23 protein-coding genes are annotated in these 21,752 nt (G+C 65.7%); 9 read left to right on the top strand and 14 right to left on the bottom strand.

Annotated elements, in window-relative coordinates:
- Positions 1 to 24 precede the first annotated feature (24 nt).
- Complete coding sequence (locus tag ASE82_RS03715) at positions 25 to 225, top strand: hypothetical protein (RefSeq protein ID WP_056058989.1); 201 nt, start codon at positions 25 to 27, stop codon at positions 223 to 225.
- A gap of 141 nt (positions 226 to 366) precedes the next feature.
- Here the strand turns inward: ASE82_RS03715 and ASE82_RS03710 are convergent, their stop codons facing one another.
- Positions 367 to 1,782 (bottom strand): dihydrolipoyl dehydrogenase, encoded by a 1,416-nt coding sequence (locus ASE82_RS03710; RefSeq protein WP_056058986.1) that lies wholly within the window; start codon positions 1,780 to 1,782, stop codon positions 367 to 369.
- Between the two features lie 102 nt (positions 1,783 to 1,884).
- On the opposite strand from ASE82_RS03710, the gene ASE82_RS03705 reads away from it, so the two are divergent.
- Positions 1,885 to 2,511: a glutathione S-transferase family protein gene (locus tag ASE82_RS03705; RefSeq protein ID WP_056058983.1), complete on the top strand. Its 627-nt coding sequence runs from the start codon at positions 1,885 to 1,887 to the stop codon at positions 2,509 to 2,511.
- 27 nt (positions 2,512 to 2,538) lie between these two features.
- Here the strand turns inward: ASE82_RS03705 and ASE82_RS03700 are convergent, their stop codons facing one another.
- Genes ASE82_RS03700 through ASE82_RS03690 form a run of 3 tightly spaced genes read right to left on the bottom strand, consistent with a single transcriptional unit; the run spans position 2,539 to position 4,207 of the window.
- Positions 2,539 to 3,108 (bottom strand): DUF1190 domain-containing protein, encoded by a 570-nt coding sequence (locus ASE82_RS03700; RefSeq protein ID WP_056058979.1) that lies wholly within the window; start codon positions 3,106 to 3,108, stop codon positions 2,539 to 2,541.
- Between the two features lie 11 nt (positions 3,109 to 3,119).
- Complete coding sequence (locus ASE82_RS03695; RefSeq protein WP_056058976.1) at positions 3,120 to 3,533, bottom strand: DUF350 domain-containing protein; 414 nt, start codon at positions 3,531 to 3,533, stop codon at positions 3,120 to 3,122.
- A gap of 32 nt (positions 3,534 to 3,565) precedes the next feature.
- A complete protein-coding gene (locus ASE82_RS03690) occupies positions 3,566 to 4,207 on the bottom strand; it encodes a DUF2491 family protein (protein WP_056058974.1) in 642 nt (213 codons plus the stop codon).
- A gap of 128 nt (positions 4,208 to 4,335) precedes the next feature.
- Here ASE82_RS03690 and ASE82_RS03685 point away from each other — a divergent pair, with 128 nt between their 5' ends.
- From ASE82_RS03685 to ASE82_RS03670, 4 genes are read left to right on the top strand one after another with little or no spacing between them, the layout of a single operon-like run.
- A complete protein-coding gene (locus tag ASE82_RS03685) occupies positions 4,336 to 4,770 on the top strand; it encodes a YjfI family protein (RefSeq protein WP_056058971.1) in 435 nt (144 codons plus the stop codon).
- A gap of 24 nt (positions 4,771 to 4,794) precedes the next feature.
- Entirely contained in the window at positions 4,795 to 5,544 is a 750-nt protein-coding gene (locus ASE82_RS03680; protein ID WP_056058968.1) for a PspA/IM30 family protein, read from the top strand.
- Complete coding sequence (locus tag ASE82_RS03675; RefSeq protein WP_056058966.1) at positions 5,544 to 6,713, top strand: glutathionylspermidine synthase family protein; 1,170 nt, start codon at positions 5,544 to 5,546, stop codon at positions 6,711 to 6,713. Before ASE82_RS03680 ends, ASE82_RS03675 begins: the two co-directional genes overlap by 1 nt.
- Entirely contained in the window at positions 6,706 to 7,224 is a 519-nt protein-coding gene (locus tag ASE82_RS03670; protein ID WP_056058963.1) for an ankyrin repeat domain-containing protein, read from the top strand. The genes ASE82_RS03675 and ASE82_RS03670 overlap by 8 nt, the downstream gene beginning before the upstream one ends.
- 140 nt (positions 7,225 to 7,364) lie before the next feature.
- On the opposite strand, the gene trhO is transcribed toward ASE82_RS03670, so the two are convergent.
- The 5 genes from trhO to hppD form a co-directional block, all read right to left on the bottom strand.
- Entirely contained in the window at positions 7,365 to 8,321 is a 957-nt protein-coding gene (gene trhO, locus ASE82_RS03665) for an oxygen-dependent tRNA uridine(34) hydroxylase TrhO (protein ID WP_056058959.1), read from the bottom strand.
- Between the two features lie 54 nt (positions 8,322 to 8,375).
- A complete protein-coding gene (locus ASE82_RS03660) occupies positions 8,376 to 8,741 on the bottom strand; it encodes a Rieske (2Fe-2S) protein (RefSeq protein ID WP_056058957.1) in 366 nt (121 codons plus the stop codon).
- The gene (gene maiA / locus ASE82_RS03655; RefSeq protein ID WP_056058954.1) at positions 8,738 to 9,382 is read right to left on the bottom strand and encodes a maleylacetoacetate isomerase; all 645 of its coding nucleotides are present in this window, start codon (positions 9,380 to 9,382) and stop codon (positions 8,738 to 8,740) included. The genes ASE82_RS03660 and maiA overlap by 4 nt, the downstream gene beginning before the upstream one ends.
- The gene (hmgA, locus tag ASE82_RS03650) at positions 9,379 to 10,713 is read right to left on the bottom strand and encodes a homogentisate 1,2-dioxygenase (protein WP_056058951.1); all 1,335 of its coding nucleotides are present in this window, start codon (positions 10,711 to 10,713) and stop codon (positions 9,379 to 9,381) included. Before hmgA ends, maiA begins: the two co-directional genes overlap by 4 nt.
- Before the next feature lie 200 nt (positions 10,714 to 10,913).
- On the bottom strand, positions 10,914 to 11,984 hold the full coding sequence (hppD, locus tag ASE82_RS03645) for a 4-hydroxyphenylpyruvate dioxygenase (RefSeq protein WP_056058948.1): 1,071 nt from the start codon (positions 11,982 to 11,984) through the stop codon (positions 10,914 to 10,916).
- Positions 11,985 to 12,063: 79 nt separating this feature from the next.
- Here hppD and ASE82_RS03640 point away from each other — a divergent pair, with 79 nt between their 5' ends.
- A complete protein-coding gene (locus ASE82_RS03640) occupies positions 12,064 to 12,564 on the top strand; it encodes a MarR family winged helix-turn-helix transcriptional regulator (RefSeq protein ID WP_200910643.1) in 501 nt (166 codons plus the stop codon).
- On the opposite strand, the gene ASE82_RS03635 is transcribed toward ASE82_RS03640, so the two are convergent.
- Positions 12,519 to 13,394 (bottom strand): LysR family transcriptional regulator, encoded by an 876-nt coding sequence (locus ASE82_RS03635; protein ID WP_056058945.1) that lies wholly within the window; start codon positions 13,392 to 13,394, stop codon positions 12,519 to 12,521. The two genes, ASE82_RS03640 and ASE82_RS03635, sit on opposite strands and share 46 nt — an antisense overlap.
- Positions 13,395 to 13,487: 93 nt before the next feature.
- On the opposite strand from ASE82_RS03635, the gene ASE82_RS03630 reads away from it, so the two are divergent.
- Together ASE82_RS03630 and ASE82_RS03625 are read left to right on the top strand one after the other, a co-directional pair.
- On the top strand, positions 13,488 to 15,596 hold the full coding sequence (locus tag ASE82_RS03630; protein ID WP_200910642.1) for a malate synthase G: 2,109 nt from the start codon (positions 13,488 to 13,490) through the stop codon (positions 15,594 to 15,596).
- Positions 15,596 to 16,123, top strand: a complete 528-nt coding sequence (locus ASE82_RS03625; RefSeq protein WP_056058942.1) for a gamma carbonic anhydrase family protein — start codon at positions 15,596 to 15,598, stop codon at positions 16,121 to 16,123. The genes ASE82_RS03630 and ASE82_RS03625 overlap by 1 nt, the downstream gene beginning before the upstream one ends.
- Positions 16,124 to 16,165: 42 nt before the next feature.
- Here ASE82_RS03625 and ASE82_RS03620 read toward each other — a convergent pair whose 3' ends face one another.
- From ASE82_RS03620 to ASE82_RS03605, 4 genes are all read right to left on the bottom strand, one after another.
- Entirely contained in the window at positions 16,166 to 17,500 is a 1,335-nt protein-coding gene (locus tag ASE82_RS03620; RefSeq protein ID WP_056058941.1) for an OmpP1/FadL family transporter, read from the bottom strand.
- 50 nt (positions 17,501 to 17,550) lie between these two features.
- Complete coding sequence (locus ASE82_RS03615) at positions 17,551 to 17,961, bottom strand: DUF2147 domain-containing protein (protein WP_056058937.1); 411 nt, start codon at positions 17,959 to 17,961, stop codon at positions 17,551 to 17,553.
- Between the two features lie 270 nt (positions 17,962 to 18,231).
- Positions 18,232 to 20,559, bottom strand: a complete 2,328-nt coding sequence (locus ASE82_RS03610; protein WP_056059619.1) for a 3-hydroxyacyl-CoA dehydrogenase/enoyl-CoA hydratase family protein — start codon at positions 20,557 to 20,559, stop codon at positions 18,232 to 18,234.
- A complete protein-coding gene (locus ASE82_RS03605) occupies positions 20,559 to 21,695 on the bottom strand; it encodes a thiolase family protein (protein WP_056058934.1) in 1,137 nt (378 codons plus the stop codon). Before ASE82_RS03605 ends, ASE82_RS03610 begins: the two co-directional genes overlap by 1 nt.
- Positions 21,696 to 21,752: the final 57 nt, after the last annotated feature.

The raw sequence follows: 21,752 nt of genomic DNA, 5'->3' as shown, positions 1-21,752 counted from the left end.
AAAAATCTGTGATAGGGTGTTGAAATGCGGACAATTTCTTCCAGCGCGTCGGTGCGACTGTATCACCTCGACGACAGCGGCGAGGGCGGGGCGGCAACGACACTGTTCTATGGTCCGCTTGGGAAGGCGCTGGCGATCGCAGCGCAGCAGGAAGAGGATGTGCAAGCGGGACTGTATCTGGCCACGGAGAACGACGTCGTCGCGTATCTGGATCTGGAAGAGTAGCGCTCACCTTCTGATCCTCCCCCGCCAGGGGGAGGTGGCTGGCGCTTGCCAGACGGAGGGGGAGGTAAGGGAAAACCTCTGCTCCGTGTCTCCCCTCCGTCACCTTCGGCGCCACCTCCCCCTGCGGGGAAGGATCGAGTATTACGTCCCCGGCGTGAACCCGTCATCCCGATCCGGCGGGGTCGGCGAATGCACCTCGCTACATATCGAACGAAGCGCACCCTTCATCCCTTCCTCGAAGGTCGGATGGTAAATCGGCAGGTCGAGCACCTCGGTCGCGGTCCAGCCGCTCTGGATCGCCCACGCGATCAGATGCGCGCTATGCTCGACGGCCGGCCCCGCCATAGTCGCACCGGTCAGGCGACCGTCGCGGCGATCGGCGTAGAAGCGGACCAACCCGGCATTGCATGCCTCGACCTTCGCCCGGCCCTGATCGTCATACGACGCGGTACCGATGACAGTGTCGGCATCGTCGTCCTTGGCGATCTTGCCGATGACCGCGACGTTGGGATGCGTGAAGGTGATCGCGAACGGCACGGTACGCTTGCCCGGCGTCACCTCGGGGTAGCTCGCCGCGTTCCGCCCCGCGATCATGCCCTCTGCCGATGCCTCGTGCAGCACCGCGCGGTCATGGTCGGCGTCGCCCGCAATGAAGATCGGTGCCGTGCCGCACTGCATCGTCTCGAGGTCAAAGTCCGGCATGCCATGCTCATCGAGCGCGAGCCCGGTCGTCTCCAGGCCGATGTCCTTGATACGTGGCGGACGCCCGGTCGCAACAAGCAGATAGTCGAAGCGCTGCTTGCCCGATGCAGAACCACTCCAAGCCAGCTTGACGCCATCACGGTCAGGCTCGACCGTCAGTTCGACACCGAGCAGGATCGGCATCTCGCGCGACAGGATCGCGTGATACGCCTCGGCGACGTGGCGGTCCTTCAGTCCGCCGATCGTCTCGCCCGTGTCGAACACCATCGTGTCGACGCCAAGCCGCGCCATTGCCTGCGCCAATTCCAGCCCCAGCGCGCCCGCACCTATTACGCCGAGTGATTTCGGAAGGTCCTTCAGGTCGAAGATGCTCTCGTTGGTCAGCACGCGGTCCCGCACCGCGTCGAACATCTCGGGGATCGCGGGGCTCGACCCGGTGGCGATCACCACCGACTTCGCGTGTACCTCGCGGCCGTCACTCAACGATAGGATCGTCGCACCCGCAAATTTTGCGCGCGCTTCGATCTTCACCTCCTCGGGAAGCTTATCGATCGATTTTTCGACACCCGCGACGAACGCATCGCGCTCCTCACGGACCCGCGCCATCACCGCGACACCATCGACCTTGCCCGACGCATCGACACCGAAAACCGACGCGTGCTCGACCGCGTGCATCGCGTTACCGGCCGCAATCAACAGCTTGGAGGGCATACATCCCACGCTCGCGCAGGTCGTGCCGCCAAAGCCTTCGTCGATGAGCAGCGTCTTTGCGCCGTTGCGTCGGGCGCTGCGCTCGGCGGCGAGGCCGGCGGTTCCGGCACCGATGATTGCCACGTCGCAGGTCAGCTTGCTCATAAGTCTCTCCGTTGCCGGAGAATTCCGGGGCCGCGGTCAACGAAACCTTCGATGCCGCCCAGCCGTTCCGCGGTGCAGCACATTCCTAGTCGAAGGACGTTTATGTTAACCCTCCACCACCTGAACTACTCGCGCTCGATCCGCGTACTCTGGCTGCTCGAAGAGCTCGGCATCGAATACGACCTCGTCAAATACGAGCGTGACGAGAATTTCCGCGCGCCGCCCGAACTGAAGGTGATTCATCCACTCGGCAAGGCGCCGGTGCTGGTCGACGATGCGCTGACGCTCGCCGAAAGCGCGCCGATCCTGTCGTATATCGACGAGCGTTACGGCGACCGCCGCTTCTCGCCGCCGATCGACAACGATGCGGCGGCCGTGCACGACGAATGGCTGCAATATGTGGAAAGCTCGGCATCGTTGCCGATCATGATGACGTCGCTCGGCAAGCGGATGGGCGGCCTGCCCGACGCCCTCAGCAAGTTCACCGGCCCCGAAGTGACCAAGACGCTCGACTATATCGGCGCGGGCGTCGGCGATGGCCCGTATCTGATGGGCGAACAACTCATGCTGGCCGATATCCAGATGTGCTACATCCTCGCGATCGCCGAGAGCGCCGGATTGCTCAAGGAGCACCCCGACGTCGCGGCGTATCTGGATCGCCTGCGCGCCCGCCCGGCGTTCATCGCGGCGACCGAAATCGGCGGGCCGCTGATGCCGGCCCGCCGCTAAACACGACGCAAGGGGGTAGCGGCCGCGTTACCCCCCGAAGCTGCGACCACCAAAGCCACCGCCGAAGCCACCGCGCGAGATCACCGAACTGCGCGACTGGACGCGGGCAGGGGCTCTGGCGGTGGTCGGCGTGAAGGCGTCGGAGCCGACGCGGGTACGGCCCGTCACATAGTCCCGGTTGATCCGCCCACCGGCGCCACCGTAATAATTGCCGTCGCGGTCGCGGTACATCGGCGCGCCGCGGTTGCCAAAGCCACCGTTGAGTGCCTGCCCGACGAGGAAGCCCGTCAGCAGCGGCGTGAAGAAGCTGCCGTCGCTGCCGTTGTTGCGCGGCTCGCACTGCGCGGCGCCGTATTGCTCTTCGCAAGTCTGCCGGTCCTGAAACCGCGGTGCGGTCTTCGCGGCATCGGCCTTCGCCTGCTCGAACGCGGTGTCGCACTGTACCGCCGACAACGCACCCGCCGCGCGGCACTCTTGTACCGACGCATAGCTCTGCGCCTCGACGGGCTTGCCGCCGACATCGCCGTCGCACGCGGTCAGCGAAATGCCCGAGCCTGCGATCAGGCTGGTGAGGACGATCGATCTGGAACGCTTCATCGCTATGCCTCTCAGTTCGTCATGCAGGCGGCGTTGAGGATGCCGACGCACAGCGAGATGCTGCCCATGTAGGTCGCCGCCGCGATTTCACCGCGGACGATCCGGTCGTTGAAGTCGCGCATCACGAAATGCTGGACCACCAGGAACGTGACGATCTGGATCACGCCCGCGAGCAACGCCCACACCGCGAACTCGATGAGGCTGACGGTATGCGTCAGCGCCGACGCGAGCGGCAGGACATAGCCGAGCAGCGCTGCACCCAGCGTGATCGCCGCGGCGGTGTTACCTTCGCGGATCAGCGACTTCTCGTGATACGGCGTCGCGACCTGATAAACGATCTTGAACAGAATCGTGAACGCCCCCGCCGCGACGAACGCGATCAGGAAGGCGAGCGCGCTGGCGCCGAAGCTGTATTGATCGATCATGGCATTTCCCCCGGAGCCGTCTGCGCGCGACGCTAGGCCCTGAACTCGCCGAGTTCCAGTGCCACGCCCAGCATGATCTCGAACGAGACGTCGCCGGCTTCGGTCTCCATGTCGATCGCGAGCAGCAGTTCGCGCCCGTCGTCGCCTGGCAGGTCGCGGCTGAACAGCATGCAGGTCTGGAAGATCCGGCGGTCGACGATCCCGTCGCGGTCGTCGTGCAGTTCCTCCCAGAACGTCACCGGCTCTTGCTCGCTCGCTTCGGGGCCGAACCATGCGCGGCTGTATTCGGGCAGCCCTTCGGCGGTGAAGGTGCGTGCCCTGAGCCGGCTTTTCCACGCCGGGCGCTCGGCGGCGGACGACGGATAGCTGCTGTCCCACGGTGCGAACAACGTGACGTCCGTCACGTCCTGCCCGTCGCGATCGTTCGACACCGCCTGGAACATGATGTCGTCGTCGGTGTAGAACCGGTGGACGAAGCCGCCTTCGTTGAGGTCGATCAGACCCTGCGCGACAATCACCAGCGTATCGCGGTCGAACGGGAACAGGAGTTCCGAGCCGAACCGGCGCCACGCCAGCGGATCGACCGTCACCGTCCGCCCCAGCGTGACGTTGCGGACGACGGGCAGGGCGTTGCCGTCAAGCGCTGGCTTGCGGCCGAACAGGCGATCGAACATGCAATCCTCGCGTCTCTGTGGTTGGCATGCCTCTTAGGCCAAAGCGCGAGCCGTCGCAAAGCGCCATTGGCGTGCCCTCCGCCTGCGCCTATGTGTCTGCGCGAGCGACAAGCAGGGGAGTTCTTGCATTGACCGACATCTGGACCGTCCGCAGCCTGAAAGCCGCGCTCGACACGTCCGAGCCTGCGAAAGCCGGCGAGTTTTCCGCGCGGATCCTGGAAGGCGCGGACCCGGTGCTGCTGGTGACGATGCACCACCACGGCGACCTCGAACTGTTCGTCAACGTCAGCGAGGCGCAGATCGCGTGCTCGACCTTGCTGTGGCCGTGCGACGAGCAGGAGGACCAGCTGGCGTTCAACACCTTCCTGCTGAAGTCGCAGAAGCTGGTGCCGCTGTCGAACTTCGGGATCGGCACCGTCGATGGCCGCGACTATTACGAGCTGTTCGGCGAACTTGCGACGTCGAGCCCGCTCGATACCGTGATCATCGAACTGCGCACGCTTGCCGAGAATGCGATCGATGCGGCTACCGACCTGCGCCACGCGCAGATTCCCGCCGCCTGAACTGATACAAACGGAGAGACTGGCATGGCCATCTGGAGCAAGCTTTTCACCCTCGGTCGCGCCGGTGCGCACGAAGCGGGTGCGGCGGTCGTCGACGCGAACGCGCTGCGTATCCTCGACCAGGAAATTCGCGATGCTGACAAGGCGCAAGGCAAGGCACGCGACGATCTCGCCGGGCTGGTAGCACGTCGCCGCATCCTCGAAACCGAGGTCGAGAGCTTCCGTGCTCAGGCAACCAAGTACGAGGCCTCCGCACGCATCGCGGTCGAAAAGGGCAACATGGACCTCGCGCGCCAAGTCGCGCAGCGGATCGCGGACCTCGAGCAGGACATCGCGCTGAAGTCCCCCCAGGTCGAGGACATGCGCGCCGCCGAGGAACAGATCCACACCGCCGTCGCGCAGACTGATCGGAAAATCGAACAGCTCCGCCGCGAGGTCGAGGTCGTCAAGGTCAACGAGTCGGTGCAGAAGGCGCAGGCCTCGGTCGCGTCGGGCAGCATGGGCGCAGGCAACAAGCTCGGCTCGGCTGCGGACAGCCTCGCACGTATTCGCGAGCGGCAGGCGATCCGCGGCGAGCGCATCAAGGCTGCGGGTGAACTCGAGGATCGTCGCACCGGCGCCGATCTCGACGAGAAGCTGCGGCTGGCAGGCATCGGCCCCGGCCAGTCTTCGGCGGACGACGTGCTCGCGCGCCTGACGGCCCCCAAGACCCCGGAACTCGGCCAGACGTTGCAGATCGAGCAGCGCGACGACTCCAAGACGTCGGACTCCTGATGCGCCGGATCGCGGTCGACCCGCGCGGCGACTGGCGCGAACGGGCCGACGCGATCGGGTTCGTCTATCACGACACGGATGGCGAACCGTATTGGGACGAGGGCGCGGCGTACAGCTTCACGCTGGCGGAGATCGAGGACGACCTCGAACCCGCCGCGGAACAGCTGCACGCGATGTGCCTCGATCTGGTCGACGAGGTGGTCCGCGACCAGCAGTTGATGGAACGCCTCGCGATCCCGCGCGAGCAGTGGAACTACGTCGCAGAGACGTGGCGGACGCGCCAGCCATCGCTCTACGGACGGTTCGACTTTGCCTATGACGGGACCGGGCCGGCCAAGCTCTACGAGTATAATGCCGACACGCCGACCTCTGTGTTCGAATGTGCGACGTTCCAATGGATGTGGCTTGAGGATCTGCTTGCAAGCGGCAAGCTGCCGGCAGGGACGGACCAGTTCAACAGCCTGTTCGACAAGCTGCGCGAGCGGTTCCGTGCGCTGTTTCCGAGCGGCGGCTTCGTCCATTTCGCGGCGGACGCGAGTGCGGTCGAGGATCGTCAGACGGTGCGGTTCTTCGAGGATCTGGCGTCGCAGGTTGGGATCGAGCCTAAGTTCGTCGAGATGAAGGATATCGGCCTCGCCGCTGACGGCCGTTTCATCGATACCGATGGCTTCGAGGTGCAGGCGGCGTTCAAGCTGTATCCGTGGGAGTTCATGCTCCGCGAGCCGTACGCGCCCAACCTGTCGCGCGCCGACGTGCGCTGGATCGAGCCCGCGTGGAAGTCGATCCTGTCGAACAAGGGCATCCTGCCCCTGTTGTGGGAGCGGCATCCCGAGCATCCGAACCTGCTCCCCGCGTTCTTCGACGACGATCCCGCCGCGAAGATTCTTGGGCCGAAATATGTGCGCAAACCGCTGTTCTCGCGTGAAGGCGCGAACGTGGAGGTGATCGGCGAAGACGGCCACGCGGTGCTCGACCAAGGGTACGGCGCGGAGGGCGCGATCCGTCAGGCCTGTGCGCCTCCACCCGTGTTCGACGGCCGCCATCCGGTGATCGGCGCGTGGATGGTCGGCAACGAAGCCGCGGGGATCGGCGTTCGGGAGGATGACACGGTCGTAACGCGCAATCTCGCGCGGTTCGTGCCGCATATCATCGAGGCGAATGATGACTGACGCGCGAGATTTGCCGCCGCTGCCGCCGATGGAACGGCTGGTCGAACTGATGTTCGACGCCGCGCGTACGGGGCGGGCCGAGATGATCCCGGCGTTGTTGCAGGCGGGCGTCGATATCGAGGTGACCGACGCGAAGGGCTACACGCCGCTGGTGATCGCCAGCTATAACGGCCAAGCCGAAGCCACCGCGGCTTTGCTCGCAGCAGGCGCGCAGGTCGATGGCGCGGCGGACGCGCGCGGCAGTACCGCGCTGATGGGCGTCTGCTTCAAGGGCTATACCGAGATTGCGCAGATCCTGCTCGACGCGGGCGCCGACGTGAACCGGCGCAATGGCGTCGGACAGACTTCGTTGATGATGGCGGCGTTGGTGAACAGGACGGCGATCATCGACCTGTTGCTGGAGCACGGCGCGGACCTGGCGATCGTCGATGCGGCAGGGAACAGCGTGCATTCGCTAGCGGTTTCGCAGGGTAACGCGGCGTTGGCCACACGTTTAGCAACAACCGGTTAGCCCTCTACGCCACCACCCCGGCGAAGGCCGGGGTCCAATTGGAAAGTTTGTAGTAACGGCAAACTGCGCTTCGTTAGCGCCGTTCCCCAATTGGACCCCGGCCTTCGCCGGGGTGGTGAAACCGGTCAAGGCGGTGCGGATCAATCCGCGTCTTGGGGCTTGCCCAACACCGCCCCTACATGCGCCTCGCCCCGAGCCTCAGCCAACCGCACCTGCCGCTCGCGCTCCGCATACCCAGCCCGTTGCACCTCGTCCCGCGCGTCATGACACGCCGGGCAACTCACCCCCTCGACATAAAGCGGCGATGCACTGTCCTCGACACTCACCGGCATCCGGCACGCATGGCACAGCACATGACTTCCCAACGTGAGCCCATGTCCAACCGCAACCCGCTGATCGAACACGAAACACTCCCCCTCCCACAGGCTCTCCGCCGCGGGCACGGTCTCCAGATATTTCAGGATACCGCCCTTGAGATGATACACTTCGTCCAGCCCCTCGGCCTTTAGGAACGCGGTCGACTTCTCGCACCGTATCCCCCCGGTGCAGAACATAGCGATCTTCGGCGGCGGGCCGTCCCCGACCAGTTCGTCACGATGCTCGCGAAACCACGCCGGAAAGTCGCGAAACGTCCGCGTCTGCGGATCGACTGCGCCGGCAAACGTCCCGACCGCGACCTCGTAATCGTTGCGCGTATCGATCACGATCGTCCCCGGCTCGGCTATCAGCGCATTCCAGTCCGCCGGCTCGACATAATGGCCGACGCCCTCCAGCGGATCGATCGCAGGCTCGCCCATCGTCACGATCTCGCGCTTCAGCCGAACCTTCATCCGGTGAAACGGCATCGTCTCCGCGCGCGATTCCTTGACGTCGAGGTCGGCACATCCCGGCAGCGCGCGGATATGCGCGAGCACCGCATCGATGGCCTCTTCGGACCCGGCGATCGTCCCGTTGATCCCCTCCGCGGCGAGCAGCAGCGTCCCCTTCACCCCGTTTGAACAGCAGGCGAGCGCGAGGGGTGGCTGGATCGCGGCGATGTCGGCGAACGGCGTGAAGCGGTACAGCGCCACGACGCGGATGGGGAGGGTTTCAGTCATCGGTCTATCATGCTGGGGTGAGGGGCCGCTCCTTAGCGCAAGTCGCCCGCCGCGTCAGCCTGCGGTGACGATCATCCCGTCGACAACCGCGACGGGCCAAGGCGTCAGCCGCGTTCCCCCGCATGGTCCGCCGACGCATGCGCCGCTGTCGATCTCGAACAGAGCGGAGTGCCAGCTGCACGCGATCAGGTCACCGCGCGGCGTGAGATAATCGTCGAGCACCTGCGCGAGCGGCAGGCCCATGTGCGGGCAGCGATCGACATAGCCGAACACCGCGTCGTCCTTGCGCACGACGAACCCGTGGAAGCGGCCTGCCCGCATCTGGAGCACGAAGTTCCGCGCATTGCCGTCTGCGATGGCGTCGAGCGGCACGAGCTTGATCCCGACGGGGGTAGCGATCAGCCGTTCGCCGTCGCTCATGCGCAATCCGCGTCCGGCTGCCGGTCGGGGTGAGCAACGGCAAAAGCGGATAGGACGCGGGCTTTGTCGGCTGCGGCCTTGAGGCGGGGGTAAGGCGATAGATCGACCGCAAACCGCTCGGCCGAATAGACCTGCGGGACGAGGTGACAATCGGCGATCGTCGGTGTCGCACCGAATGCGAAGCCGTCACCATAGCGCGCGATCTGCGTCTCGAGCGCGGCGAAACCGTCGCCGATCCACCGCGCGATCCAGCGGTTTACCGTCGCCTTGTCCGCCCCGAACTCGGCGCGCAAGGCGTTCAGGATGCGGAGATTGTTCACCGGATGGATATCGCACGCGATCGTCGCGGCCATCGCGCGGACGATCGCCCGGTCGTTCGCGTCGACGGGAAGGAGCGGCGGATCTGGATAGGTCTCGTCGATCCATTCGAGGATCGCCGGGCTCTGCGTCAGGACCGCATTATCTGCCTCCAGTGCCGGCACGAGCCCCTGCGGGTTGAGCGCGCGGTAGCCGGCCTCGCGTTGCGCATTTTTGCGAAGGTCGTGCGTGACCTGTTCGTAAGCGACGCCCTTCACGCCCAGCGCGATGCGGACGCGGTAGGCGGCGGTCGAGCGCCAGTAGCCGTGCAGAGTAAGGTTCACTTCGGCAGGATCGCCTTGGGGAAATCCGACCAGACCGCGTCGTAATCGAGCTGCGAATGCTCGAGTGCATAGGCGGTCGGCTTGTACGGCCAGCAGCTCTCCAGCATGAACGCCATCGTCCCGTCTATCTTGTGCGGCTTCAGGTCGGCCGCGCTCGCACCCTGCCAGCTCGCCAAATCCGGCCCGTGGCCGGACATAAGGTTGTGCAGCGAAATCCCACCTGGCGCGAACCCTTCGGATTTCGCATCGTATGCGCCGGTGATCAGCCCCATCGCCTCCGACATGACGTTGCGGTGGAACCAGGGCGGGCGGAACGTGCCCTCGGCGACCATCCAGCGTGGCGGGAAGATCACGAAATCGGCGTTCGCGCGGCCGGGCACGTCGCTCGGCGAAGTCAGCAGCGTGAAGATCGACGGATCGGGATGGTCGAAGCTGACCGTGTTGATCGTGTTGAACCGCGACAGGTCGTAGCGCCACGGCGCGAGGTTGCCGTGCCACGCGACGACGTCGAGCGGCGAGTGATCGAGCGTAGTCGTCCACAGCGACCCCATGAACTTCTGAACGACCTCGACCGGTTCGTCGCGGTCCTCGAACCACGCGACCGGCGTCTCGAAATCGCGCGGGTTGGCGAGGCCGTTTGCACCGATCGGGCCGAGATCAGGCAGCCGGAACAACGCGCCGTGGTTCTCCGCGACATAGCCGCGTGCCTCGCCATCGGGGAGTTCGGCGCGGAAGCGGACGCCGCGGGGGATCAGCGCGATCTGACCGGGCGCGATGTCGATCCGGCCGAGTTCGGTCAGTAACCGGAGCCGTCCGGCCTGCGGCACGAACAGCAGTTCGCCGTCCGCATCCATGAACACGCGGTCAGCCATGTCGGTGTTGGCCGCGTAGACGTGGAGCGCGACGCCTTCGAGATCGGCGGGATCGCGGTTGGCGAGCATCGTCGTCATGCCGTCGATCAGGTCGGTATTCGGAGCGGGGGCGGTGATCGGGTCCCAGCGCAGGCGATTAGGCGCGAGCGGCGCGTCGGTGGTGCCGGGCGCAAACCGTTCTGCACGCTTGTAGCGCTCGAACGGAGGATGCTCGGCAGTCGGGCGCATCCGGTAGAGCCAACTGCGGCGGTTCTCGTGGCGCGGCGCAGTAAATGCGGTACCGGACAGCTGCTCGGTATAGAGCCCAAACGCGGGGCGCTGCGGCGAATTGCGGCCGATCGGCAGCGCGCCGGGGATCGCCTCGGTCGATACGTGGTTGCCGAAGCCGGGCTGATACGCCGTGTCTTCGATCTGGCCGGCGGTCTCGCCTGCGGCATTGGTCGGCTGGTGGATTGTCATGGCTTCCTCTCCGTCACCTGTTCCGATCAACGCCCGAACCGCCGGCCGTTCAAACTCTTTCTGCCCCTCTCCCTCGGGGGAGAGGGAGGGAGACGCGCACTTGCGCGGCGGAAGGGTGAGGGCACGTGCTGGCGTCGCGCGCGCCCTCACCCTCGGCGCTGGGGCGCCTTTCCCTCTCCCCGAGGGAGGGGGCTTAGAACTTACGCGTCGACCGTGATCACCCCGCGGCGGATCTGATCGAGCTCGATGCTCTCGTACAACGCCTGGAAATTGCCGTTGCCGAAGCCTTCATTCCCCTTGCGCTGGATGATCTCGAAGAAGATCGGCCCGAACATGTTCTCGGTGAAGATCTGGAGCAACAGCCCCTCCTCGCCGACATTGCCGTCGATCAGGATGCGGTTGCGGCGCAGGCGTTCGAGGTCATGGCCGTGGTTCGGCACGCGCTTGTCGACCAGCTCGTAATAGGTCTCGATCGTGTCCTGCAGCTTGACGCCGCGCGCGCGCAGCTTCTCGACCGTCTCGAAGATATCGTCGGTGGTCAGCGCGAGATGCTGGATACCTTCGCCGTTGTAATCCTTGATGAATTCCTCGATCTGGCTCTTGTCGTCCTGGCTCTCGTTGAGCGGGATGCGGATCGCGCGGTCGGGGGCGATCATCGCCTGGCTGAACAGGCCGGTCGCCTTGCCCTTGATGTCGAAATACTTCTGCTCCTCGAAGCCGAAGATCTGGCCGTAGAACTCGGCCCAGGTCCGCATCTGGCCACGCTTCACGTTGTGCGTAAGGTGGTCGAGCAGGTCGAGCCCGACATTGTTCTCGGCCTCCGCTTCGGCCGCGCCCGGAACCGCATTCCAGTCGCCGTACAGGCTGCCGGCAACGCCGTGCTTGTCGACAAGATACAGCAGCGAACCGCCGATCCCCTCGAGCACATAGCCGCCCTCGCCGAGCGCGCCCGTGCTGGCATCGGCCGCCTTCGCGCCGCGTGCGAGCGCCGCGTCGAACGCTTCCTTGGCATCATGGACGCGGAACGCCATGCCGCTCGCCGACGGGCCGTGATCCGCGCGGAACGCCGCCGCATGACCACCGTCCTCACGGTTAAGGAGCAGGTTGATGCGGCCCTGCTTGTAGCGGGTGACGGCCTTGGTCGGGTGGGTCGAGGCGGCGACGAAGCCGAACTGCTCGAACTGCGCGGCCATCCGATCGGGATCGGGCGAGGTGAACTCGGCGAACTCGAACCCGTCGAGACCCATCGGGTTTACGTCCATATGGTCCATGATCACATCCTGACAGTTGGTATCCGTTGTTACCAATCTGGCGGGTTGAACAACTGGTGTCAATCGTTACGATTTTGATATGCCCAACTCCGATGCCACCCGCGCACTCGTCCTGGACGATTTCATCCCGTATCGCCTCTCGATCACTTCGAACCTCGTGAGCGAGGCGGTGGCGGACACGTATGAGGCGCTGTTCGGGCTGACGATCCCGGAGTGGCGACTGGTGGCGGTGGTCGCCGAGGCGGACGGTATCACGCAGCAGCAGGTCGGCCAGCAGACCCGCATGGACAAGGTCACCGTCAGCCGGGCGGCGATCGCCCTGGTCGAACGTGGGCTGATGCAGCGGCATGCGAACCCGGAGGATCGTCGCTCGCACCTGCTGAGGCTGACCGACGACGGCCACACGCTCTATGCGTCGGTCGCACCGAAGGCGCTCGATCTGGAGCAGCGCATCTTCGCGGGCTTCTCGGGGGCGGAAGTCGAGCAGTTCGTCGCGATGCTGCGGCGGATCGATGCGGTGACGATCGACCTCGTTCAGGACTCCCACGGCGGCTTTGGCGACCAGAGACCACGCAGGTAATCGAGTAGTGCGGTGGTGCCCGCCGATACGGGACCCCGTGCATGCACCGCATAAATTCCGACGTCAGCCGACCCAGCCAGTTCCGGGAGGACACGCACGAGGCGACCGCCCGCCAAGTCCGCGCTGACATCCCATAGCGAGCGCAGCGCGATGCCGACGCCGGCCAGCGTGAGTTCGCGCACCACCTCACTGGAATTGGTCGCGACGTAGCTCGGGCGATCGATCGTGACGTCGCCATCGGGTCCGGCCAAGCGCCACGGCATCTGGTCCTTCGCTGCGAGCAGGCGGTGTTCGGTAAGGTCGGCCGCATCGCGCGAGGCACTGTAACTCGGCGCAGCGCAGAGGACGCGACGGCTGTCGGCGAGGCGATGGCCGGTCAGGCTTGGCGGCACGGCTGGGGTGATCCGGATCGCGAGGTCGAGCCGGTCGCCGATCACATCCGAGAAGCCGTCCGACAGATCGAGGTTGAGTTCGATCGCCGGATACGCGTCGAGAAACGGCTTGAGGTGCGGCGCGATGTGGAGGCGACCGAACGACGTGGGGGCGCTGACCCGCAATGGTCCGCCCGGCGTATCCGTGCGGTCCGACACGCGCGCCTCGGCGTCGCGGATCGCGGCGAGAATCTCCACCATGTCGCGATGATAGGCGGCACCGCGTGCGGTGAGGTCGAGGCGGCGCGTCGTCCTGTTGAGCAACCGCACGCCCAGCCGCGCCTCAAGCCGCGCGATCCGCTTCGAGACCATCGCCGGCGAGATACCCATCGAACGCCCCGCCGCACTCAGGCTGGCGGTGCGCACGACTTCGGCGAAAAGGACGATGTCGGGATCCATTCGTTCTCCAGGCGATCAACAGCTTTCGGTTTATGATGTCTAGTGGCGAAGGTGGCGGGCGTCTATCGTGCTACCGGAGCATAGGAGAGCAGCATGGCCGAGATGATCGAAAAGGCAGGTCTGAAGATCGCCGCATCGCTGGTGGACTTCATGGATACGCAGGCGCTGCCAGGCACGGGCCTACACGCGGCCGCGTTCTGGCAGGGCGTCTCGGACATCTACGCCAAGTTCGCGCCGGAGAACGCGACGCTGCTTGCGGTCCGCGATGACCTCCAGTCCAAGATCGATGCCTGGCACGAAGCCCGGGCCGGCAAGCGGATCAACCAGCCGGACTATCAGGCGTTCCTGCGCGAGATCGGCTATCTGGTCGACGAGCCTGCGCCGTTCGCGGTTGCCCCGACCAACGTCGATGCGGAGGTTGCCTCGCTCGCCGGCGCGCAATTGGTGGTGCCGATCCTCAACGCCCGCTTCCTGCTGAACGCCGCGAACGCGCGTTGGGGAAGTCTGTACGATGCGCTCTACGGCACCGATGCGATCCCCGACGCGGCGTCGGGCAAGGGATATGATGCCGCCCGAGGTGCGCAGGTGATCGCGTGGGCGAAGGCGTTCCTCGACGATGCGGTGCCGTTGGCGAACGGATCGTGGACCGACTGGGCGGGTGGCACACCTGAGCTCGCCGAGCCGAGCCAGCTCGTCGGGCATGCAGGTGATAATATCCTGTTGCATCACAACGGCCTGCACATCGAACTCGTGATCGACTCTGAGCATCCGATCGGTCGCGACGACCCTGCGAACCTCGCCGACGTCGTGCTCGAATCCGCGCTCAGCACGATCGCCGATCTGGAGGATTCGATCGCGGCGGTCGATGCCGAAGACAAGGTCGCCGCCTACGCCAACTGGCTGGGGCTGATGAAGGGCGACCTGACCGCCAGCTTCGCCAAGGGCGGCCGCACGGTCACGCGCGCGCTCGAACCGGACCGGCAGTACACCGCGCAAGACGGCAGCGCGTTCACGCTCCCCGGCCGCAGCCTGATGTTCGTGCGTAACGTCGGTCACCTGATGACCACGCCTGGAATCCTTCTCGCCGACGGGAAGCAAGCGCCGGAGGGTATCCTCGACGGTATCGTCACGTCGCTAATCGGCTTACACGACCTGAAGACCACCGGCCCGATCCGCAACAGCCGCGCGGGCTCGATCTATATCGTCAAGCCAAAGATGCACGGCCCCGGCGAGGCCGCCTTCACCAACCGGCTGTTCGACGCGATCGAGGATCTACTCGGCCTCGCGCGCCACACGATCAAGGTCGGCGTGATGGACGAGGAACGCCGCACCTCGGCAAACCTCGCCGCGTGTATCGCCGCGGTGAAGGACCGCGTGGTGTTCATCAACACCGGCTTCCTCGATCGCACCGGCGACGAGATGCACACCTCGATGCGGGCGGGGCCGATGATCCGCAAGGGCGACATGAAGGCCTCGTCGTGGATCAAGGCGTATGAGGATCGCAACGTCCAGATCGGGCTCGCCTGCGGGCTCAGCGGCAAGGCGCAGATCGGCAAGGGCATGTGGGCCGCGCCGGACCGGATGGCCGACATGCTCGAGCAGAAGATCGCGCATCCGATGACCGGCGCGAACACCGCCTGGGTGCCGTCGCCCACCGCCGCGACGCTGCACGCGACGCACTACCACCGCGTCGATGTGTTCGCGCGGCAGGCGGAGCGCAAGGCCGAGCCGATCGCCTCGCTCGACGCGCTGCTGACGATCCCCGTCGCGACCGGACATAACTGGCAGCCCGACGAAGTTCGTGAGGAACTGGAGAACAACGCGCAGGGTATCCTCGGCTATGTCGTGCGCTGGGTCGACCAGGGGGTCGGCTGTTCGAAGGTGCCCGACATCCACGACATTGGCCTGATGGAGGACCGCGCGACGCTGCGGATCAGTTCGCAGCACATGGCGAACTGGCTGCTCCACGGTATCGCCACCCCCGACGAGGCGGATGCGGCGCTGCGGCGGATGGCGGCGAAGGTCGATGCGCAGAATGCGGGCGATCCGTTGTATCGGCCGATGGCGGGGCAGGAGGACGAGAGCCTAGCGTTCCAGGCCGCCCGCGCACTCGTGTTCGATGGCCTGACGCAGCCGAGCGGTTATACCGAGCCGCTGCTCCACGCGTTCCGCGCGCGGGTGAAAGAAAGGGACGCTGCCTGATGCCGCTCTACGAGATCGAGGGTAAACGACCGACGCTGGCCGACGACGTCTGGATCGCGCCTTCCGCCGACGTGATCGGCGACGCACGGCTGGGGGAGGGGGCTAGCGTCTGGTTCGGGGCCGTGATCCGTGCGGACAATACGCCGATACTCGTCGGTGCGCGGACCAACATCCAGGAGGGCGCAATGCTGCACTCCGATCCGGACGCGCCGCTTAGCATCGGCAAAGGCTGCACGATCGGCCATCACGCGATCCTCCACGGCTGCACGATCGGCGACAATGTGCTGGTCGGGATGGGCGCGACGATCCTCAACAACGCGGTGATCGGCGACGATTGCCTGATCGGCGCCAACGCGCTGGTGACCGAAGGGAAGGTGTTTCCGGCCGGGAGCCTGATCGTCGGCGCGCCGGCCAAGGCGGTGCGCGAACTCTCCCCGGAAACTATTGCGGGACTGAAGATGTCCGCCGCGTCGTACGCGGCCAAGCAGGGCGTCTACGCCGACGGTTTGAGATTGGTCGAGGTATAAAAATCCTCCCCCGCGAGGGGGAGGATCGTGACAGCAGAACCCTTAGAAGCTCAGCCGGCCACCGAGCGACAGCACGACGGCCGACGCATCGCGCAGTGCGCCCGAGGTCAGGATGTTCGTCTGTGCGGCGGTGCCGACATAGGCAGCCGTCCTGCGGTCGATCGTGGTGTTCTCGAAATCGACATACTGCGCTGCGGCGTCGAGCGCGATGCGCGAGGTCAGCTGGTACGACCCACCTGCCGCATAGGTCCAGCGGTCGGCGTCGGGTACGCGGGCATCGCGCAGGCCGTCCTGCGTCGGTGTCTTGGTGCGCTGGACACCCGCGCGGATCGTCGCCTTGGGGGTGACGGCGTAATCGAAGCCGCCTGCGAGGCTCCAGCTGTCCTGGTAGTTTTCGGGGATCGCGGTGTTCAGCGGGGCGCCGAGATCGATCGTGTCGAACTTGCTCCAGTTGTACGCGACGACCTGCGCGTTGAGCGTCAGCGCGTTTGTGGCGCGGATGCGACCGGCGACGATCACCTGGCCCGGCGTGTTGAAGCTCGCCTTGGCGCCATCGATCGAGACGTTCGAGCTTGCCAGCGGGCCGACCAGCCCGGTGATGTTCAGGCTGCCCTTCAGATTGTGGCGGATGCTCGACTTGTAGCTGACACCGACGGTGGCGAAGTTGTTGTGAAGCTGAACGCCGGCGGTCCAGCCGAAGTCCCAACCGTCACCCTTCAGCTCTTGGAAGCCGTCGGGCAGCGCCGCCGACAGGTTGGGGAGGGCGTTGTTCAGCGTCGCGTCGGTATATTCGACGTTCAGCGCACCACCGACCCGGAGCCAGTCGGTCACTGCAACGCCGATCGACGGCTGGATGTCGATCGTCCGCAGCCGCGTCTTGTCCGCGCTGTAGCGTGCCCAGCTGTTCGCTTCGTAATTGGTGGTGAAGCTGAAGGGCGACGTCACCGCGACGCCGATCGCGATCCGGTCGGTCAGCGGGTATGCGATCGCGCCCGACGGAACGACGCCCTTGTTGATCGGATCGCTCGACGTACCGTTGCCGCCGACCGGCGCGTAATTGAACCCGGTTGGCCGGCCGGTCGTGGGCGAGAAGGTCGGGCGGCCGATGAGCGTGCCGGTGTCGACCACGTCGCCCTTGGGCAGGATCGCGCTTGCACTCAGTGTCGCGCTGCCGTCGCGGATACCGGCGATCGCGGCCGGGTTCCACCACAGCGAGTCAGGACCGGTGTCGGCACCTTCGCCCGAGAATGCGCGACCGGCGCCACGCGCGGACTGCGCCTGGAGATAGAAGGCGTCGGCGTAGGCTGTGCTGGCGAAGCCGAAGGCGGACACGAGCGCGGATACCGCGAGAAGCGGAGCTCTGGTGCGAAGCATCATGGGTAAGGTCCTGAAAGCTATACTGATAATAGGGAGGTGGAAGCCGCGCCTCAGCGCACGCGCGTCCAGGTCTGGGTCTTGCAGAGCGGGAAGAAGACGCAGCCGCGCAGCTTCAACTGGTTCGCGCCAAGCGGCGTGATCTTGCCGCTATACGTCTTGCCGTCCTCGGCATTGTAGACTTGGCCACTGCTCCAGACACCGTCTGAGTCCGACTTGAAGCCGCTGAGCATCTGCAGGCCCTGGATCGGGCGATTGCGGAGCGCGGTGTTGGAATTGTTCGCGTCCTTCATCGAAGGATTGGCGCGCAGCGCGTCGGAGGTGAGGATCTTGCCGCAGATCGACGGGCCGCACCGGGCGATCTCGACGATGGCGTTGTGCGTCTCGGTCTTCCAGCGGCCGATGACGGTCTCGGGCGTGGCAGACGCGCCGGCGAGCAGGGCGGTGGCGATCAACAGGGACATCTTCTATCCTCTCCTAGTGTCGTTTGGCGCGCCGTATGCGTACGGTCGCTAAAATCTCGTAAAGCCGGCGACGTTATCGCGACCTTGTTGCCGTATACGGCAGTTATCGGTCCCGACTAGAATTGTACGAAGACAAGTCAAGTCTTCTTACTGATTCCAGGGGGTGAAAAAGTGTTCATGCGCATGGTGTGCCCCCGCGCAGGCGGGGGCCCAGGATCACGAACGCAACGCTGCTTGACCCTGGGCCCCCGCTTTCACGGGGGAACAGTCTTAGTTGCGGAGTGGTTTGCCAGTCTGCAGCATGTGCACGACTCGCGCCTGCGTCCGCGGATCCTTCACGCTCGCCATGAACGCCGCGCGCTCAAGGTCGAGCAACTGGTCCTCGGTCACGGTGTCGACAAGGTCGGCCTCGCCGCCGGTGAGCACCTCGGCGAGACGATCTGCGACGACGAGATCGTAGTCGGTCGCCATGCCCTTCTTGTGGAAGTCCGCGACCGCCATGTTCAGGCCCGTCCGGCCGCTCGCGCCCGCCAGGCGGAAGGTCGGCTTCTCCGGCGCGACATAGCCGTCGACCAGCGACAGCGCCTTGGCCTTCGCATCCGCGAGCAATCGGTCGCGGTTCATCGTGATGCCGTCGGCCTTGCGCAGGATCATCATCTCCTTCGCCTCCGCCGCCGACTTGGCGACCTGAGCGGTGGAGACCGCCTGGAACACCTTCGTCAGCACCGGCATCGGCCCGTTCGGTAGCGTACGCGACTTGGTCCAGCGGTCGAGCATCTCGCCATTGCCGCCCCAGCCGGGGACGAGCCCGACGCCGCACTCGACGAGGCCTGCATAGGTCTCGGCATGCGCCTGCACCGCGTCGGAGTGGAGCAGTATCTCGCACCCGCCACCCAACGCGAGGCCGGCGGGCGCGCTGACGACCGGAAAGGGCGCGTATTTGAGCGCCTTGTATGCCTGCTGACCACCCGAGACGCTGGCCTCGACCATGTCCCAAAGGCCCGCCCCGACCGCGAACATCGCCGCGCCGAGGTTGGCGCCCGCCGAGAAGTTCGACGCCTCGTTATATACCACCAGCGCCTTGAACCGCTCGCGGACGACCGGGATCGCCTCGTTGATGAGCGCCACGACCTGATCGTCGAGCGCGTTCATCTTGGTGTGGAATTCGAGCGCCGCGATGCCGTCACCGACATCCCAGAGCGAGGCGGACAGGTTCGTGAGGATCGGCTGCGAGCGGAGCTTGATGTCCTCCAGCAGTTCGACGCCGTCCGCGCGCGGCACGTCGGCATACTCGCCGCCAGCCGTGAGATACTGACGCTGGCCGTTCTCGACGCGGTAGAACGGACGATCACCCGCGGTCGTCAGGATAGCAGGAACGTCGCGACCTTCCTTGGCAAGGCGCGCGGCGAGCGCACCGGGCCCCATCCGGTCGATCAGCTCGAACGGCCCGTATTTCCAGTTGTAACCGAGCTTCATCGCATCATCGATCCCAACGACATCGTCCGCCGCCTCGCCGACGAGCATCGCGGCGTAGGACAACGTGTTGCCGAGGATCGTCCACGCATAGGTGCCGATCTTGCCCGGCTCCGCGATCAGCGCCGCGAGGTCCTTGCCGGTCTTGCCGGGCAGGTCCGCGGGCTTCGCTTCCGCACGGTACTCGCCCGTCGCGAGGTCGAGCGACAGCTTGGTGCGTGTCGCCTTGTCGAAACGGTAGAAGCCGCCCTTGCCCTTGCGGCCGGTGAACCCTTCCGCGATCATCTTGTCGACCAGCGGCAGCGGGCGGACCGTATCGAAATACGGATCGCCAGCCGGAAGCGTGGAGGAGAGGCTCTTCGACAGCAGCGGCATGAGATCGACGCCGACGAGGTCGACCAGCCCGAAGATCCCGGTCTTCGGCACGCCCATCGGACGGCCACCGATCTGGTCGGCTTCCTCGACGGTCAGCCCTTGGTCCATCGCCGCGTTGATCGCGATCGCCAGCCAATAGGTGCCGATGCGGTTCGCGATGAAGCCCGGCGTGTCCTTCGCGCGGACGATCCGCTTGCCCATGAAGCGATCGACGAAATCCTCGACCTTCTCGGCGACCGCGACGTCGGTTGCCACGCCGCGGACGATCTCGACCAGCCGCATGTAGCGCGGCGGGTTGAAGAAGTGCGTGATCAGGAAGTCGGCCTTGAATTGGTCCGAGCGCCCCTCGACGAGGTTGCCGAGCGGGATCGTCGAGGTGTTCGACGACACCGCGGTGCCGGGACGCTTGAGCGCCTCGAGCTTGGCGTAGAGCGCCTGCTTGATGTCGAGTCGCTCGACGATCGCCTCGACGATCCAGTCGCACTCCGCAACGCGGTCGAGATGATCGTCGATATTGCCCGTCTCGACCAGCTTGGCCGCGCGCTTCGACATGAAGGGGGCGGGGTCGGTCTTGAGCATCTTGGCGACCGCGCCCTTGGCCACCGCATCGCGGTCGTCACCCTGGGGCAGGTCGCGCGGCACGATGTCGAGCAGCAGCACCGGGATGCCGGCATTGGCGACCTGCGCCGCAATACCCGCGCCCATCACGCCCGCGCCGATGACGCAGACCTTTTTCACAGCGTCGACCATCATGCGCGCTCCAGCACCGTAGCGATGCCCTGACCGCCGCCGATGCACTGGGTAGCCAGCGCATAGCGGCCGCCCTCGCGCGACAGCAGCGCGGCCGCCTTGCCGACGATCCGCGCGCCGGTCGCGCCGAGCGGATGGCCGATCGCGATCGCGCCGCCGTCGAGGTTGATCGTCTCGTCCTTCAGCCCGAGATCGCGGATGCAGGCGATCGCCTGGCTCGCGAACGCCTCGTTGATCTCGACCACGTCGAGGTCCGCGACGGTGATCCCGGCACGCTCCAGCGCCTTCTTCGACGCACCGATCGGGCCGAGGCCCATCGTCTCGGGCGCGCAACCCGACACGCCGATCGACTTGATCCGCGCGAGGATCGTCAGCCCGTGCTTCTTCGCGAACTCCTCCGAGGTGATAAGCACCGCGGACGCACCATCAGTCAGCGGCGACGAGGTGCCTGCGGTCACCGAGCCATCCGCGCTGAACGCAGGCTTCAGGCCGGCGAGCGCTTCGGTGGTCGTGCCGGCGCGGATCGTGCCGTCCTGGCTGACCGGGCCCGCCTTGGTCTGGATCGTCACGATTTCGTCGGACAAGCGGCCATCGGCGCGAGCCGCGGCGGCCTTGTCCTGGCTCTTGACCGCGAATGCGTCCTGCTCGGCGCGCGTGATCTGGTACTGCCGCGCGACGTTTTCGGCAGTTTCGCCCATACCCATGTACGCGCCGGCGCTCTTCTTCGCGAGCGCGGGGTTGGGGAGGGGGTTGTAGCCGCCCATCGGCACCCGGCTCATCGATTCGAGGCCCGCGCAGATGAACGCCTCGCCCGCGCCAACCGCGATTTGGCCATAGGCGACGTGGATCGCGCTCATCGACGAGCCGCAGAACCGGTTCACGGTCATGCCGCCGACCGAGATCGGCAGGTCGGCGATCTGTGCGATCAGCTTGGCGACGTTGAGGCCCTGCTCGCCCTCGGGGAACGCGCAGCCGAGGATGATGTCCTCGATCTCGGCGGGATCGACGCCGGTCTTGTCGAGCAACCCGCGAATCGTCTGCGCGGCGAGATCGTCCGGACGGACACGGGCGAGCTCGCCCTTGCCGGCGAGGTGGAACGGCGAACGGGCGTACCCGGCGATGACGACGTTGGTCACGATGATCCTCTCATATTGCGGTCGACCCGGTTAACGCTTGCGGGTTACCCTTAAGGT

The organism is Sphingomonas sp. Leaf230, from assembly GCF_001421745.1.
GTDB lineage: Bacteria > Pseudomonadota > Alphaproteobacteria > Sphingomonadales > Sphingomonadaceae > Sphingomonas.
Note: the sequence above shows the minus strand (reverse complement) of the source record. Positions and strands in the feature narration are given on the sequence as shown.

Coding starts and splice junctions, on each gene's coding strand:
- ASE82_RS03690 (WP_056058974.1), bottom strand. CDS start 4,207: ATGTTCGATCGCCTGTTCGGCCGCAAGCCAGCGCTTGACGGCAACGCC.
- ASE82_RS03615 (WP_056058937.1), bottom strand. CDS start 17,961: ATGTCCCTGTTGATCGCCACCGCCCTGCTCGCCGGCGCGTCTGCCACG.
- ASE82_RS03610 (WP_056059619.1), bottom strand. CDS start 20,559: ATGGTCGACGCTGTGAAAAAGGTCTGCGTCATCGGCGCGGGCGTGATG.
- ASE82_RS03710 (WP_056058986.1), bottom strand. CDS start 1,782: ATGAGCAAGCTGACCTGCGACGTGGCAATCATCGGTGCCGGAACCGCC.
- ASE82_RS03695 (WP_056058976.1), bottom strand. CDS start 3,533: ATGATCGATCAATACAGCTTCGGCGCCAGCGCGCTCGCCTTCCTGATC.
- hppD (WP_056058948.1), bottom strand. CDS start 11,984: ATGGACCATATGGACGTAAACCCGATGGGTCTCGACGGGTTCGAGTTC.
- ASE82_RS03635 (WP_056058945.1), bottom strand. CDS start 13,394: ATGGATCCCGACATCGTCCTTTTCGCCGAAGTCGTGCGCACCGCCAGC.
- ASE82_RS03700 (WP_056058979.1), bottom strand. CDS start 3,108: ATGAAGCGTTCCAGATCGATCGTCCTCACCAGCCTGATCGCAGGCTCG.
- ASE82_RS03620 (WP_056058941.1), bottom strand. CDS start 17,500: ATGATGCTTCGCACCAGAGCTCCGCTTCTCGCGGTATCCGCGCTCGTG.
- ASE82_RS03625 (WP_056058942.1), top strand. CDS start 15,596: ATGCCGCTCTACGAGATCGAGGGTAAACGACCGACGCTGGCCGACGAC.
- hmgA (WP_056058951.1), bottom strand. CDS start 10,713: ATGACAATCCACCAGCCGACCAATGCCGCAGGCGAGACCGCCGGCCAG.
- ASE82_RS03705 (WP_056058983.1), top strand. CDS start 1,885: ATGTTAACCCTCCACCACCTGAACTACTCGCGCTCGATCCGCGTACTC.
- ASE82_RS03660 (WP_056058957.1), bottom strand. CDS start 8,741: ATGAGCGACGGCGAACGGCTGATCGCTACCCCCGTCGGGATCAAGCTC.
- ASE82_RS03675 (WP_056058966.1), top strand. CDS start 5,544: ATGCGCCGGATCGCGGTCGACCCGCGCGGCGACTGGCGCGAACGGGCC.
- ASE82_RS03640 (WP_200910643.1), top strand. CDS start 12,064: ATGCCCAACTCCGATGCCACCCGCGCACTCGTCCTGGACGATTTCATC.
- ASE82_RS03715 (WP_056058989.1), top strand. CDS start 25: ATGCGGACAATTTCTTCCAGCGCGTCGGTGCGACTGTATCACCTCGAC.
- ASE82_RS03630 (WP_200910642.1), top strand. CDS start 13,488: ATGGCCGAGATGATCGAAAAGGCAGGTCTGAAGATCGCCGCATCGCTG.
- trhO (WP_056058959.1), bottom strand. CDS start 8,321: ATGACTGAAACCCTCCCCATCCGCGTCGTGGCGCTGTACCGCTTCACG.
- ASE82_RS03680 (WP_056058968.1), top strand. CDS start 4,795: ATGGCCATCTGGAGCAAGCTTTTCACCCTCGGTCGCGCCGGTGCGCAC.
- ASE82_RS03670 (WP_056058963.1), top strand. CDS start 6,706: ATGACTGACGCGCGAGATTTGCCGCCGCTGCCGCCGATGGAACGGCTG.